Origin of the sequence: Pseudomonas siliginis, assembly GCF_024072275.1 — a bacterium.
Lineage (GTDB): Bacteria > Pseudomonadota > Gammaproteobacteria > Pseudomonadales > Pseudomonadaceae > Aquipseudomonas > Aquipseudomonas siliginis.
On the sequence record NZ_CP099598.1, the window covers coordinates 3,302,350 to 3,315,954 of the forward strand.

Genomic DNA, 13,605 nt, shown 5'->3' on the forward strand with positions numbered 1-13,605 from the left:
ACGACTGCTGCGCAGCCGAGCGGGGATAAATCCCCTCACCACAGTCATCATCTCAGTCAAAACCGGGTGCTCCCTTCAATCGGTACCGTGGCAATGGGATCCTCAGTGACAATGCGATCCTCTGTGGCAATGAGATCCCTTGTGGCGAGGGGATTTATCCCCGTTGGGCTGCGAAGCAGACCCAAAACCTGAGAACCGATTTCTCCAGGAAAATCGCGTGTACCGGTTTTACGACTGCTGCGCAGCCGAGCGGGGATAAATCCCCTCACCACAATCATCATCTCAGTCAAAACCGGGTGCTCCCTTCAATCGGTACCGTGGCAATGGGATCCCCTGTGGCAACAAGATCCCTTGTGGCAATGCGATCCCCTTGTGGCGAGGGGATTTATCCCCGTTGGGCTGCGAAGCAGACCCAAACCTTGAGAACCGGTTTCTCCAGGCAAATCGCGTGTACCGGTTTTACGACTGCTGCGCAGCCGAGCGGGGATAAATCCCCTCGCCACCGTCATCCTCTCAGTCAAAACCGCGTGCTCCCTTCAATCGAAACCGTGGCAATGGGATCCCTTGTGGCAATGGGATCCTCTGGGGCAATGAAATCCTCTGGGGCAATGAGCCCCCCTGTGGCGAGGGGATTTATCCCCGTTGGGCTGCGCAGCAGACCCAAACCTTGAGAACCGGTTTCTACAGACAAATCGCGAGCACCGGTTTTACGACTGCTGCGCAGCCGAGCGGGGATAAATCCCCTCACCACAATCATCATCTCAGTCAAAACCGGGTGCTCCCTTCAATCGGTACCGTGGCAATGAGATCCCCTGTGGCAATGGGAACCTCTGTGGCGAGGGGATTTATCCCCGTTGGGCTGCGCAGCAGACCCAAACCTTGAGAACCGGTTTCTACAGGCAAATCCCGTATACCGGTTTTACGACTGCTGCGCAGCCGAGCGGGGATAAATCCCCTTACCACAGTCATCATCTCAGTCAAAACCGGGTGCTCCCTTCAATCGGTACGGCTTTGATCGTGGCCCGTGGGCCTGATGTCGGCCCCGGCGCTGGCACGCCTTGCGCAGCGCTTGGCAATTGCGGCGCCTGCATGTCGGGCATCGCCCAGCTGCGTTCCGGCTGCAAGCCGCCCTGGGCGCGGCGCATGAAGTCGTAGCGGTTGAGGGTGATGCTGCGCCCCGCTTCGCTGTCGCGGATGATGTACGGGCGCAGGAACACCATCAGGTTGGTCTTGGTGATCGCCCGGCGTTCGTTGCGAAACAGCGCGCCGATGCCCGGCAGGCTGCCCAGCCACGGCACTGCATCACTGCTCTGGCTGTAACCGTCCTGGAGCAACCCGCCGAGAACCATGATCTGCCCATCGTCGAGCAGAATGCTGGTGTCGATCGCCCGTTTGTTGGTGACGATGCCGGCGGCGGTCACGCTGTTGGATGCGCGCTCATCGATGCTGCTGACTTCCTGATAGATATCCAGCTTCACCGTGCCGCCCTCGGAGATCTGCGGGCGTACGTTGAGCTTGAGGCCGACCTCTTCGCGGGTCACGGTCTGGAACGGGTTGTTGCTGGTGCCCCCGCCGCCGGTGACGTAGCTGCCGCTGACAAACGGGATGGTCTGGCCGACAAAAATGCTCGCCGCTTCGTTGTCCAGGGTCAGCAGGTTCGGTGTCGACAGCACGTTGGTGCCGCCCTTGCTCTTCAACGCTCGGGCCAGCACTTTCAGGTCGAGAATCTTGCCGATGCCGGGAATGTCGACGGTGCCGTTGACGTAGCCGAGGTTCAAACCCTGCGGCAGTACGTCGATGCTGTTCTTCGCTCCCGTATTGAGACCCGCGCCACCCAGATTGGCGCCACCGATCACGCCCTTGCCGCCAAGATTGCCGGTCTGCCATTGCACACCGAATTCACTGGCATCGTCCTCGCCGACCTCGACAATCAGACTCTCGATCACCACCTGCGCACGGCGCTGATCCAGCAAATCGATAACCTCACGCAGATTGCGATACAGCGGTTCCGGCGCGGAAATCAGCAGTGTGTTGGTGGTGGCGTCAGCCTGAATCGTCACACCGCCAGCGCTGAAAGCAACGTTCTGTTCGCTGCTCTGCGTACCGCCACTGCTGCTGCCGCCGCCACTGCCCTGCGCATAGCTACCGCCGGTTGCGCCGCTGCCAGTCGTCGTTGAAGTGCCAGTGCTCGGCGTGCTGCTCTGGCCGTTCTGCCCGGCATTGCCGCCGGTGCTGCTGCCCATCGCGCTGAGCACCGACCGCGCCGCGTCGCTGCTGCCGCTGTCACTCTCGCCGGTGAGCAAACCGCGCAGCGCCTGCGCCAGTTTCGCCGCTTGGGCGTTGCGCAGATAAACCACGTGCAGATTGCTCGGATTGCTCTGCGCGTTGTCGAGTTTGTAGATCAGGTTGCGCGCCAGCTCGGTGCGCTCGGGGCTGCCGGCGCGGATGATGATGGTGTTCGAGCGCGGGTCGCCGATTACGGCGATTTTCTGCGTCGGATCATTGCCCGGCGCGTCGAGCAAGTCGGCGACCATCGGCGCGATGTCGGCAGCGATGCCGTTCTGGATCTGCACCACATCGGTGTCGATCGCGCTCGGCGTGTCGATGCTCTCGATCAACTGCGCGACGCGGGTGAGGTTCTCGGCGTAATCGGTGATGACCACGGTGTTGTTGCCGGGATAAGCGTTGATCGGATTGTTCGGCGAAACGATCGGGCGCAGCACCGGGATCAGGTTCACCGCGTTCTCGTATTGCAGGCGAAACGTGCGCGTGAGCATGCCGTTGCCGGCCGGTTTGTCGGCGCTGTAGATCGGCCCGCCGAGCAGTTTGGCGTCGGCCTCGGGAACCACCTGCGCCACGCTGCCGACATCGACCACGCTGAAGCCTTGCATGCGCAACGCCGCGAGCAACATGTCATAGGCCTGACGGGCCGGCACCTGACCTTCCGAGACCAAGGTCAGATTGCCCTTGACCCGTGGATCGACGAGAAACTGCTGCCCGGTGGCCCGCGACAGCGCCCGTACCACCGCCTGAATATCCGCCTCGACAAAATTCAGCGTCACCGGTTGCTCGCCCAACGGATTGCGCGCAACCGTGTTGCTGGGCGCAGCACCACCACTGCGCCCACGCTGGCTGATGTTATGCAACTGCTTGGGCACCGGCCGCGCCTGAGCCTGCGCCCGTTCGCGATCGGCTACCGCATCGCCGCTGCGCTGGGTGTTGGCCAGCGGCCGCCCGAGTTCGCTGTCGACCAACAGCGGCGGCTGATTCTGCGGCGCCGTGGTGCTGTTGCACGCGCTCAATGCCATCAGCAACAACGGCAGCGCCAGACGTGCCGGTTTGCAGCGTGACTCCTTCATGAAGCTTCCTTAGCGCCCTGCGCCTGATCCATGCGAACGGTGCCTGACAATGTGCCGGCAGTGACTTCGGTCGAGGCCTCACTTGCGCGCTGCAACTGCGCCTCGACCACCTGCAGAGAAAGTTGTGACGGCTGGCTGAGCAGCCAGTCGAGCAGCGCATCGGCGGGCGCGGCGTCGACATTCAACTGCCACGCGCCACCCTCCGCCGCTTGTAATTGGTAATGCCCGGCCAGCCCCGCCGCTTGCAGACTTTGCTCCAACGACTGGCCAACGCTTTGCCCCTGCGGCCGCGCATTGACGCTGCGCAACAGCACTTCCAGTGCTTCGGTCTGCGCGCGCAACTTGGGCGTTTCGCTCTGCCAGAAAGCGATCCTGGCCAATGGCGGCTTGACCAGCGTCAGCCAGATCAGCAGACCGACAAGCACCAGCGCCATGCCGCCGACCATGCGTTTTTCACGCAGCGCCAACGGCTGCCAAAGCGCCTGCAACTGGCTGCTGAAGCGCTGCCAGCGCGCACGGTAAATCGCCAGCGTCGCCCTACTCATCGTCTGCTCCGCTGTCGTCATCTTCGTTGGTGTTGGCGCTGGATTCATCGCTCGGGCGCAAGGTCCAGCCTGCGTCATCGGCAGTGACGCTGATGCCGGCCTGGGCCAAGGTGCTTTGCCAGTCCTTGTCGTTGCCGCCACGGTTTGCATCGCTTAGCAAGGCCAGCTGCAAGACGCCGTCGCGATAGGTCAGACGCTCGACACTGCCAGCCATGAACGGCATGCCGGTGCCGGCCTGCAATACCAGCCGATTGAAGTTCTGCGCCGGTTCATCGACCGCGCCTTTTTGCCGCTGCTCCAGTTGCTGACGCGCCTGTTGCAGCGGGTTGAGAATCACCGGCAATTCGGGGAAGGCCTGCTTCACCCGCTGACTCATCTGCGCCTTGAGCTGCTGGCCCTGTCGCGCCTCGCGAGCGGCATAAAGATTCAGGCCAATCACCCAAACGGCCGCCGCCAAAGCCAGACACCCGACAGCACGACCCCAGCCACGTTGCTCGCCGCCGGTTTGTTGCAGACCACCGTGCAAACCCCAACCGGGCAAGGGGCCGATCCAGCGTTGCGTCGCTTCAGCTGCGAACGATGCCTCATCAACTTCGTCACCGAGCAACGGCTCAACCTGCGCACTGTTCAAACTCTCGCGCCGGAGCAAATGCCCGTCCGCCACACAAGCGACAACCCCCGGCAGCACTGGCAGGCTGTACGGCGCCGGATACAAACCGCGCAGCGTCAACCCCGCCTGCTTGAGTACCGCAGCCAGACGCTGCAAATGCTGCCGCGCCACCCAGGCGATTTGCACCTGCCCACTCGCATCACGAGGGCTGTGGCCGATATGCATCTGGCTGCTGTCGCCGAGCATCAACGTCTGCGCCGCACACTGCACAGCGGCCGCCGTTCTGTTCGCGGGCAGCGGCGGCAGATCAATGCTGGCGAGCAGGCTGTCGGCCGGATGCAGAAAACACAGCAATGGCGGCTGTTTCGGCTGCTGCCCCAACTGGTTCAGGGTGAGCCGTTCCTCACGACTGACCTGCCCCTGACGATCCAGCCAGGCGCAGCTCACTTCGCTGTGCAACTCCAGCTCCGCCAGCGGCGGCAACGCGACGCGCAACTGGCTCATGCGCCCACCCGCGACCAGATCACCTGCGGCAGCCGATCCTCACTGCGGTGCAGCAAAGCATCGAGGCTGACCCGGCGCTGATCACGCCGCGCCTCACCGCGCAAACGAAACCAGTCACTGGTGATGCCGACTTTGACGCTGCTCATTTCCAGCTGCGGCATGCGCAAGCGGTTCACAAAATCGCCGCGATTGATAAACCAGCGCCCGGCGTCACGCTCGGCAATCAACGCCGTCGCCCGCTCCAGCGAAAGCCCCGGCACATACGCCGCCAGCACCTGCGCCGTGGCGGTGTTGCCGTTGATCCACGTCGTCGCCGGAATCACCGTCATGTACGGCGCCAGTTGGCCGACCAGCGCATCGGTCACGCCTTCGACGCTGCGCAAATCATCCAGCGTGCGCAGCATCGGCACCTTCGGCGATTGCGGTTTGTGATCGGCATCTGGCGACGTCGCGCGGCCACTGTCGAAACCCGCTTTGCCCGTCGCGCCAATCTGCGCATTGAGCAGATGCGGATAGCTCGCGATCACCCGCTGGCGAATGTGCTGGCCGACAACGGCGCTCACACCGACCAGCTCACACAACCGCTCGAACGCCTGCACCTGCGCCTCATCGATGCGCTCATTGGCGACCAGATTGCGCAAGTTGAACTTGCCCTGCTCGTCCTCCAGCCGCCCGGCAAAACCCGCCGCCAGCAACGGCTGCGCCCAAGGCTGATCACGCCGGGTCAACGGATCACGCAGGCGCGCATCCCAGAGCAACTGCCGGCTGATCTCCAGACCACCCTGCGCCACCCAACGCCCCTGCACCCGCTGCTGATCGGCCTCCAGCGCCCGGGTCGCCACGCTCTGACGCGTCAACATCCCCGCCGCAATCACCGCCACCACGGCGGCAATCAACAACGCGCTGATAATCGCCATTCCCCGTTGCTTCGCCCCGTTGAGCGAACCTGTGTTCACGGCCGGCCTTACAACTGCCAGGAACCGATATCGGCATTCACGCCATCGCCGTCAGGCTGGCCATCGGCGCCGAGGGAAAAGATATCGACCTCGCCATTCGCGCCCGGGTTGAGGTACTGATAAGGCCGGCCCCACGGGTCATTCGGCAAACGCTCCAGATACGAACGCCAGTTACTGTTCTTCGCATCCGCCGGCCGCTCGACCAACACCTTCAACCCCTGATTCATGCTCGGATACGTGCCGTGATCGAGGCGATACAACTTCAACGCCTGCATCAACCCGCCAATATCCTGCTTCGCCGCCGTCGCCCGCGCCTGATCCGGCCGGTCGAGCACCTTGGGCACCACCATCGCCGCCAGAATCCCCAGAATCACCACCACCACCATGATCTCGATCAAGGTAAAACCCTGCTGGCTACGCGGTGTGCGCGGCGACTGACTGAGCGTGTTCAAAGGTGCGATATCCATCTCGACATTCCCTGGCTTGATCCGAATTCGACGCGCAGTGTTGCAAGAAGATATGTCAGGGATGTTGAAAATCCTCGGGTGTTTCCGTCGTCAAGCCGTCAAGGACGGGGGTTAGCGTCGAGGGCTGGGTTTTGATTTTGGGCCATGTATGCGCGCGCGAACGCGAGAGGAAGGATTCACCCTGATTGAAGTGCTGGTGGCACTGGCAATCATCGCCGTCGCCATGTCCGCCGCCGTGCGCGTCGCGGGTTTGATGACGCAGAGTAATGGGGTGTTGCGGGATAGATCGATTGCGCTGATTGCGGCGCAGAGTCGGATGGCTGAGTTGCGTCTGGAGGGCCGGTTGCCGAATGGGATGAAGGCTGTTGAATGTGATCAAGGACGGCTTATGTTGCGCTGCGAACAGGTGATCGCCAGCGCAGAGAATGGGCGGTTGCTCAGGATTGGAATCCAAGTATTTGATCGCAACCAGGATGCGCCGCCGTTGGCCAGACTGGAGACCCTGTTGTCACGGCCAGGAAGCCCCTCACCCTAGCCCTCTCCCGAGGGAGAGGGAACCGATTCGGGGATGTTCCAGAGATACGCCGACCTGAACGTATCGCTCTGAATCCAGCATCGCTGAAGCCCAGCAAAGCCATAGTCGCTAAGGTCTTCCAGGTCGATGTATAACGCAAAACACCTCGGTCGGCTCCCTCTCCCTCCGGGAGAGGGCTGGTGTGAGGGGCTCTTCTGCCGCGGTGCATAAGCATCAAAAATCCATAATCAACACGCTCGTCCAGGTCGATGCACAACGCAAGACACCTCGGTCGGCTCCCTCTCCCTCCGGGAGAGGGCTGGGGTGAGGGGCTTTTCTGCCGCACCTAAAATCCCAAGGCCCAGCGCCGGATCAAGGCCAACGACATCACCCCGCCACCTCCAAATTATCCATCACCCGATTCACCGCCAGCTCCCCCAACATGATCAGTTGAGCAACCCCCAACAACGCCCGCCGCTGCGGCGCTGGCAACAAACTGGAAATGTCCTGAGCAATCGTCTTCGCCGAAGCCAGCGTTTCACTCGCATCAGCCAGCAGTTCTTCATTCTTGGTATCCGCCGTCACCGCATACATCCCACGCGCCTTACGCGGCGGAGGCAGGAGATTGTTTGGTGACAGGTAATGATCGAGCGCGCGGTCAGCGGCTTCGTGGAGTTTGTTGGAATCTAGGGATTCGTAGGGAGACGTGGGATCGGTTTCGGGCGGGTTGGGTGTTGGTTTGATCATGAGTGAATCTCCATTTTTATACCTGGTGGAACCACCAAAACCTGTCGCTAAACAAGTAAGGGTGGCAGCTGTGCGCGGGTTAGCGAACCGAGAGGTATAAGACCCGGCAGACCCGAAGGTCTCCCACGCACAGCCACCATAGCGTCATCGCAAACGCGACAAACTGGAGCGTCGTTGAACTTATACCTGGTCGGGTCGCTAAACCCGGTCGCTGGATTGCCAGCGACCCATAGACGATATAGACCAGGTACAAAGCCCACAAGCCGGCGGATTCTGGCGTAGCTGTAGGCAAAGGCGCAAGGATATGTAGCCTGGGAGCGTGACTGGAGATGTCTTTTTAAACATTGGTGTTTATCGAAACCCTGAGTGCGTCTCGGATCTCACGGCAGATCCGGTCCCCTTGCCCCAAAAGACGTAAGCGTTCGGCGAAACATCCTCCTGAAGCTGATGCCATCGCCTCCATTGAACCGAGACAGCAGTGGTGATGCGGATTCTGTTTTCTATAATGACTGACCGGCCATGCTTAGGGTGCTTGAAATGCCAGCCTCCGCTGATCAAAACTCCGCTGTCGTTTTATGCGCAGCTTCCAATAACGACCTGGAAGATCTGGTCGCCATCAGGATTGAGGCCATGCGCGAGAGCCTTGAACGGCTTGGACGATTTGACCCGGATCGTGCGCGCGAACGATTTCTTGCTGGCTTCGACGCTAACAGCACCCGCCGCATAGAAGTATCAGGTGATCTGGTCGGTTTTGTCGTCATCAAAGACCACCAGAGCGAGCTTCTACTTGACCACTTGTATGTGATACCCAGTGCTCAAGGAGCAGGAATCGGCTCTGAAGTTCTTACTCGGATTTTCAGAGAGGCTGATGAGATCGGGCGTCCCATCAAGGTTGGAGCTCTCAAAGAAAGCGCCTCAAATCGTTTTTACACTCGCCATGGCTTTGTGTTCGTCGAAAGCGGTGAATTCGATAACTATTATGTTCGGGCTAACGGTAATGCCGTTGATTTGGGCGACTAGGCAAATGTTGATATGGTGCCCCGTCAGCGGTTGCACCGTTAGATGGGCAACCATCTGTGCGGCGATAGGTCGGTAATTTCATTCGCCCGCTGAACATTCAAAAGGGCCGGATCTATTGTTCAAAAATAAATCCGGCCGTTTTGCCAACGCCCCCAAGATCTCAGCCACCAAACCAAATCTCGCGACCAACACACAATCTTGTGGGAGCGAGCTTGCTCGCGAAAGCACCAGCCCTAATGGCAAATCACCTATCTGGCGCCCCCGGACATCTACCTCACCCCGCCACCTCCAAATTATCCATAACCCGATTCACCGCCAGCTCCCCCAACATGATCAACTGCGCAACCCCCAACAACGCCCGCCGCTGCGGCGCTGGCAGCAAACTGGAAATGTCCTGAGCAATCGTCTTCGCCGAAGCAAGCGTTTCACTCGCATCAGCCAGCAGTTCTTCATTCTTGGTATCCGCCGTCACCGCATACATCCCACGCGCCTTACGCGGCGAAGGCAGGAGATTGTTTGGCGACAGGTAATGATCGAGTGCGCGGTCAGCGGCTTCGTGGAGCTTGTTAGGATCGAGGGATTCGTAGGGAGACGTGGGATCGGTTTCGGGTGGGTTGGGTGTTGGTTTGATCATGGTGAAGCTCCTTGATGACTGGAGCCGCCACCGTTCGCGGTCAAACAAACAGGGTGGCAGCTGTACGCGGGTTGACCGACCGGACATCAAGGAATCCGGCACACCCGAAGGTGTCCCACGCACAGCCACCGCAACAGAATTTCAGACAATGCCTGAACAGGTGCAGAACGCTGGCGCGCCTTGATATTGGGCGGACGGTCAAATCCGATCGCTGATTCGTCAGCGACGCGACCACAATAGAACCCGCCCCCTAGGCGCACAAGCCGGCGGATTCTGGCGTAGCTGTAGGCAAAGGCGCAAGGATATGTAGCTTGGGAGCGTGACCGGAGATGTCTTTTTAAACGTTGGTGTTCAACAAGTCCTATCGCGCTCCGATTTCTAAAAACGATCCGTCACCCGTTGCCAGGGATTACCTTAGCTCGCCCGGTCTTTATGACGCCAAACAGTCAACTAATAATTTGTAAGTAGATATTGAGCGCATCGCCTGCCTCGGGCATGCTGCGCGCAGCACATTTACATGGACAGTAAAACTTTATGCACCCCTCCAAGGATATGCCCATTCTTCTCGCGTACACGCTGGACACCATCGCACTATTTCGGCAGCCGATATCCATCGCCCCCTTATCGACTCCATTCAGGCCAAGGAAAACTGAAACTTTGAAAAGGAATTATTCATGAGTGGAAAACCCGCTGCGCGAGTCACAGATCCAACCAGTTGCCCGCTGCCTGGGCATGGCACAAACCCTATTGTCAGCGGTTCGCCCAATGTGAATTTCGATGGCCTTGCCGCCGCTCGAATGACGGACAAGTCCGCGTGCGGTAGCCCGATCACCGGAGCAATCAGCTCGACGGTTTTTATCAATGGACTGAATGCCGCTACTCAAGGCAGTACCGGTGGCCACGGCAACGTGGTTATCGGCGGATCCGGCACGGTCATTATCGGCGACACCGTCGTATCAGCGCCCTTCAGTGGTCTGCTGCCGATGCCGGTGCACTTTAGTGACAAGTTCAGGCTTATTGACGACGAGTCAGGGGAGCCGCTAGCTAATCTTGATTACGCCATTCAGCGAGCTGACGGCAGCATTGAGCACGGTGTCAGCGATTCAATGGGGTATACGCACGTAATTAGCTCGCACCTCGCCGAAACAATCCAGTTGTTTTTGGAGGATTGAGAATGGATGTAGGTAAAACTCAAGAAAACTACCGGGTACAAGGCTCCATGGCCAAAAGCATAAACTTCTTTATTTCCACTCTCCAAAACAGCCACCAGCAGAGTGTCAAAGAAAATAACGGAAGTTTTGCTCATGACTGAAGTCATTAGCAAAAACGGCCGAAAAATGTCATCTGTAGCCACCAGAACGGTGACGCCTGTCAAAGACTCCAGCCCTAAAGCTGTATCCGTAGACGCAAAGCAACAAAAGAGGCGTGCCGAGAATGCAGAGTTCTTAAAGAATAAAAATGTGAAGGCCTTTCTCGATACGTTGGCACAAGTCGAGGGTGGCAATTATCACGCGAAATTCGGATATGGCTGGGCAGCCGGCTGGAAATCCGGGAAATGGACATTCAGTGATGAGTCGACTCACCCAGGACCAGGTTATGGTGGTTCAACTACAGCTTCTGGAAGGTACCAAATCACGAAAGCCACATGGTCGGAACTCTCCATCAAAGCAATGGGGCTATCTGACTTCAGCCCCGGAACGCAGGACTTGATTGCCGTTGAACTCCTTCGCAACGTGAGTGCCATCGAACCGCTGATCGGTGGCGACTTAAAAACTGCAGTTGGAAAAGCATCAAAAAAATGGGAAGCGTTGCCTATGGGGCCGGGTTTGGCAAATCGACCAATCAATGGAAAGCCTTCCGGCCAACCTTATACTGAGTACGACGAAGTAGAAAAAATATATAAAGGCTTTGGCGGTACTGTTAAATGAAACTAAAAATATTAGCCATCAGTCTTCTATGCTGCGTCAGTTTATTTTCTAGCGCAGCAGACGTTCCTATCAAAGAGGGGATGCCATTTTCGAAAGCTCGAAAAGCCTTGATTAAAAATGGCTGGAACCCGAATCCATCCTACTCAGGTGAGTTCGGGGTTGAAAACGTCATCCAAAGAAAAGGCTTCATTGAAATCGAGTCTTGCACGGAGGGCGTCCGTTTCTGCAGCTTCAACTACATCAAGAACGGAGATTGTTTAGGTGTAGGAACTGTCGGCGAAGAAGTCAAAGACATGAAAGTTTATTCCTGGAACTTCAAATGTCCTGAAAAGGATTAAAACCAGAAATCGATAGCTAAGTGATAACAAAAGGGATTGATTTATCTATGGAAATAAATCAGTCCCCTTTTTCATCGGTGAAGCGAACTATTAAACTCATAAACCCAAAAACATTTCATTCTAATTCATTCACAGGCTCATCCTCACCCTCTTCGAACTCATGATGCACGACTTGATCAAGGATACGCAGCACTTCGCACCCGCCTTGATAGCATTCGATCGTATCGTCAATTTCGACATTTGGAGAGCCGCCGTGAGCAAATTCATTTCTTGCTTTAACTAACTTGTTCAATGCACTATTAAATTTAGGCTTATCACTTAAACCTATTAATTCTTCAAATTTTTTGCGCCACCTCAAATCAAAGTCCGAAAGAATATTTTCAATTTGCCCTAGGCGCGGATTAAATGAACTATCACGAATTTTCTTTTTTACAAAATTTCTTGCCTGTATTGCGCACTCCGCATCAACCTTGTCGGCAATTATCTTTTTAAAACCTACCTCAATCGCTCCCGACGCCCTAATCACCGCATAGCGGCGCATATAAGGTGTGGGGTTGGCGCCTGCTCCCATTCCTACCAAAAGCTGCCTGATCCCTTCGAGTTCTTGACTGCATAATTCTAGTTGTTGCAACACCTCCTGATTTCTCATTGAGATGCTCCCTTAAACAACTCGTCGTACATCATTCCGACTCTATTACGGATAGTTTCAGTACGCATGGTCTCAAAGGAAAGAAAGTTTTGAAGGCTTTTGTCCTGTAGCGCTTTTTTACGTCGCGCAGACAAACCATCTCCATACCTGCGTGCAATATTACGTCGTAGGCCGATATCAACTGCGATCATTACTGAATCGAAAACGGTCGCGCTAAACGCAGGAACCACACGATCGGGGTTGCTAGGTGATAGGTTGTGGAAGGCTTCGTCGCCTATATGATCGTGTATGTAGCGCGTCGCCGACAGAAACCTATTGCGAAATTCATCACAGCAATCGTCGCGATTGTGCACTCCCATGTATTGATTAAGATATTTTTTTAGCGAAATCCTAGAAGGAGCTCTGCTCGAATCCAGGGATGCCAAATCGGAGATAGCGAAGAAGCGTAATATACATTCCATGTCTCGCATCCTAGAGTCGGCTTCCTCTCGCCCCCAAAGCTTTCGCCAAATTAAATCTTTATTCAACTCAAAAAGCAAAGAATTGAATGGACCTTGATAAACACAATTACGTATCTCTTGCGGCAGCAAAGATCTACCACCAGAATTGATTCGCTCAAACACTTGAAAAAGACTAGTATCGCCGTCCGTTGGGGACTTTTGCATGAAAACAATGGCGTGAATAGTTGTATTTCTGATCTTACGCTGCTCTTCAGGCTGTAGCTCTAAGAAAGCTTTACCCTTCCATCGATCATGGATCTTTTCGCTTTTTGAAAGCTTGAAGACCGAGCTATCTTTTGTGAAGATACCTTTCACATAGTCTCTTACCGTCATCAACCTTTGATAGCCGTCGATTATCAAGAGTTTTTCATCGTTAGTCTTTGCTAAAAAGATACTTGGAACGGGGAGTCCAAGTAAAATGGAATCAATGAACCTTGACGCTTCCGACTTATCCCAAACATAGTTTCTTTGTAATTCGGGTTTTACCAGCTCATTGTCATCGTAGCGACTTATAAGTTCGCGAAAGCTTAAATCGGCCCCCCAAGATGAAATTTCAAACAAATCATCATCGCTATAAAAGTCTTCATTTTCTTCAGAAGGCAGATCTAAAATTACGTTGCTTTCTTCAGCGCTCATGCCTAGCGTCCTGTACGTCATGATGGCGAAATGCCCTAACGTTCAGCAACATAGCTGAGCTGTTTATGTTTCGCAACACGCGGCGTTTCGCCAAAGCGGAAGCGGAAGCGGAAGCGGAAGCGGCTTACATCATAAATCCGGTTTAGTGCTTGGTTCCGGACTTTGCTATCACGCGACGAGATCGCTTCAGGCCCACCG

General features: G+C 56.4%; 14 protein-coding genes. 5 read left to right on the forward strand and 9 right to left on the reverse strand.

Annotation, left to right across the window (positions count from 1 at the left end; translation table 11 throughout):
* Positions 1–977 precede the first annotated feature (977 nt).
* Genes gspD through gspG form a run of 5 tightly spaced genes read right to left on the reverse strand, consistent with a single transcriptional unit; the run spans position 978 to position 6,441 of the window.
* The gene (gspD, locus tag NF676_RS15150; protein WP_252886314.1) at positions 978–3,359 is read right to left on the reverse strand and encodes a type II secretion system secretin GspD; all 2,382 of its coding nucleotides are present in this window, start codon (positions 3,357–3,359) and stop codon (positions 978–980) included.
* A complete protein-coding gene (gspM, locus tag NF676_RS15155; protein ID WP_252886315.1) occupies positions 3,356–3,904 on the reverse strand; it encodes a type II secretion system protein GspM in 549 nt (182 codons plus the stop codon). The genes gspD and gspM overlap by 4 nt, the downstream gene beginning before the upstream one ends.
* On the reverse strand, positions 3,897–5,018 hold the full coding sequence (gene gspL, locus NF676_RS15160; protein WP_252886316.1) for a type II secretion system protein GspL: 1,122 nt from the start codon (positions 5,016–5,018) through the stop codon (positions 3,897–3,899). Before gspL ends, gspM begins: the two co-directional genes overlap by 8 nt.
* Complete coding sequence (gene gspK / locus NF676_RS15165) at positions 5,015–5,935, reverse strand: type II secretion system minor pseudopilin GspK (RefSeq protein WP_252886317.1); 921 nt, start codon at positions 5,933–5,935, stop codon at positions 5,015–5,017. Before gspK ends, gspL begins: the two co-directional genes overlap by 4 nt.
* 47 nt (positions 5,936–5,982) lie before the next feature.
* Positions 5,983–6,441 (reverse strand): type II secretion system major pseudopilin GspG, encoded by a 459-nt coding sequence (gene gspG / locus NF676_RS15170; protein WP_123442313.1) that lies wholly within the window; start codon positions 6,439–6,441, stop codon positions 5,983–5,985.
* 148 nt (positions 6,442–6,589) lie between these two features.
* Between gspG and gspI the strand changes: the two genes are divergently transcribed.
* Positions 6,590–6,976, forward strand: a complete 387-nt coding sequence (gene gspI / locus NF676_RS15175) for a type II secretion system minor pseudopilin GspI (RefSeq protein ID WP_236169100.1) — start codon at positions 6,590–6,592, stop codon at positions 6,974–6,976.
* Positions 6,977–7,342: 366 nt separating this feature from the next.
* Here gspI and NF676_RS15180 read toward each other — a convergent pair whose 3' ends face one another.
* Positions 7,343–7,702, reverse strand: coding sequence for a DUF6124 family protein (locus NF676_RS15180; protein WP_016774969.1), 360 nt, complete (start codon positions 7,700–7,702; stop codon positions 7,343–7,345).
* A gap of 537 nt (positions 7,703–8,239) precedes the next feature.
* Between NF676_RS15180 and NF676_RS15185 the strand changes: the two genes are divergently transcribed.
* Positions 8,240–8,722 carry a GNAT family N-acetyltransferase gene (locus NF676_RS15185; RefSeq protein WP_252886318.1) on the forward strand — a complete coding sequence of 161 codons (483 nt, stop codon included), beginning with the start codon at positions 8,240–8,242 and terminating at the stop codon, positions 8,720–8,722.
* Between the two features lie 274 nt (positions 8,723–8,996).
* On the opposite strand, the gene NF676_RS15190 is transcribed toward NF676_RS15185, so the two are convergent.
* Entirely contained in the window at positions 8,997–9,356 is a 360-nt protein-coding gene (locus tag NF676_RS15190) for a DUF6124 family protein (RefSeq protein ID WP_252886319.1), read from the reverse strand.
* Between the two features lie 674 nt (positions 9,357–10,030).
* Here NF676_RS15190 and NF676_RS15195 point away from each other — a divergent pair.
* The 3 genes from NF676_RS15195 (at position 10,031) to NF676_RS15205 (ending at position 11,622) form a co-directional block, all read left to right on the forward strand.
* Positions 10,031–10,528 (forward strand): PAAR domain-containing protein, encoded by a 498-nt coding sequence (locus NF676_RS15195; protein WP_252886320.1) that lies wholly within the window; start codon positions 10,031–10,033, stop codon positions 10,526–10,528.
* 132 nt (positions 10,529–10,660) lie between these two features.
* Positions 10,661–11,284, forward strand: a complete 624-nt coding sequence (locus NF676_RS15200; RefSeq protein ID WP_252886321.1) for a lysozyme family protein — start codon at positions 10,661–10,663, stop codon at positions 11,282–11,284.
* Positions 11,281–11,622 (forward strand): hypothetical protein, encoded by a 342-nt coding sequence (locus tag NF676_RS15205; RefSeq protein ID WP_252886322.1) that lies wholly within the window; start codon positions 11,281–11,283, stop codon positions 11,620–11,622. Before NF676_RS15200 ends, NF676_RS15205 begins: the two co-directional genes overlap by 4 nt.
* A gap of 115 nt (positions 11,623–11,737) precedes the next feature.
* On the opposite strand, the gene NF676_RS15210 is transcribed toward NF676_RS15205, so the two are convergent.
* Both NF676_RS15210 and NF676_RS15215 read right to left on the reverse strand, forming a co-directional pair.
* A complete protein-coding gene (locus tag NF676_RS15210) occupies positions 11,738–12,271 on the reverse strand; it encodes a HEPN domain-containing protein (protein WP_116658787.1) in 534 nt (177 codons plus the stop codon).
* Positions 12,268–13,407 carry a DUF262 domain-containing protein gene (locus NF676_RS15215; RefSeq protein ID WP_116658786.1) on the reverse strand — a complete coding sequence of 380 codons (1,140 nt, stop codon included), beginning with the start codon at positions 13,405–13,407 and terminating at the stop codon, positions 12,268–12,270. The genes NF676_RS15210 and NF676_RS15215 overlap by 4 nt, the downstream gene beginning before the upstream one ends.
* Between the last annotated feature and the right edge of the window lie 198 nt (positions 13,408–13,605).

What these genes read in the sequence shown, in the direction of transcription:
- NF676_RS15215 (WP_116658786.1), bottom strand. Translation starts at nt 13,407, where the DNA reads ATGAGCGCTGAAGAAAGCAACGTAATTTTAGATCTGCCTTCTGAAGAA.
- gspD (WP_252886314.1), bottom strand. Translation starts at nt 3,359, where the DNA reads ATGAAGGAGTCACGCTGCAAACCGGCACGTCTGGCGCTGCCGTTGTTG.
- NF676_RS15185 (WP_252886318.1), top strand. Translation starts at nt 8,240, where the DNA reads ATGCCAGCCTCCGCTGATCAAAACTCCGCTGTCGTTTTATGCGCAGCT.
- NF676_RS15205 (WP_252886322.1), top strand. Translation starts at nt 11,281, where the DNA reads ATGAAACTAAAAATATTAGCCATCAGTCTTCTATGCTGCGTCAGTTTA.
- gspM (WP_252886315.1), bottom strand. Translation starts at nt 3,904, where the DNA reads ATGAGTAGGGCGACGCTGGCGATTTACCGTGCGCGCTGGCAGCGCTTC.
- NF676_RS15210 (WP_116658787.1), bottom strand. Translation starts at nt 12,271, where the DNA reads ATGAGAAATCAGGAGGTGTTGCAACAACTAGAATTATGCAGTCAAGAA.
- gspG (WP_123442313.1), bottom strand. Translation starts at nt 6,441, where the DNA reads ATGGATATCGCACCTTTGAACACGCTCAGTCAGTCGCCGCGCACACCG.
- NF676_RS15200 (WP_252886321.1), top strand. Translation starts at nt 10,661, where the DNA reads ATGACTGAAGTCATTAGCAAAAACGGCCGAAAAATGTCATCTGTAGCC.
- gspL (WP_252886316.1), bottom strand. Translation starts at nt 5,018, where the DNA reads ATGAGCCAGTTGCGCGTCGCGTTGCCGCCGCTGGCGGAGCTGGAGTTG.
- NF676_RS15195 (WP_252886320.1), top strand. Translation starts at nt 10,031, where the DNA reads ATGAGTGGAAAACCCGCTGCGCGAGTCACAGATCCAACCAGTTGCCCG.
- NF676_RS15180 (WP_016774969.1), bottom strand. Translation starts at nt 7,702, where the DNA reads ATGATCAAACCAACACCCAACCCGCCCGAAACCGATCCCACGTCTCCC.
- NF676_RS15190 (WP_252886319.1), bottom strand. Translation starts at nt 9,356, where the DNA reads ATGATCAAACCAACACCCAACCCACCCGAAACCGATCCCACGTCTCCC.
- gspI (WP_236169100.1), top strand. Translation starts at nt 6,590, where the DNA reads ATGCGCGCGCGAACGCGAGAGGAAGGATTCACCCTGATTGAAGTGCTG.
- gspK (WP_252886317.1), bottom strand. Translation starts at nt 5,935, where the DNA reads ATGGCGATTATCAGCGCGTTGTTGATTGCCGCCGTGGTGGCGGTGATT.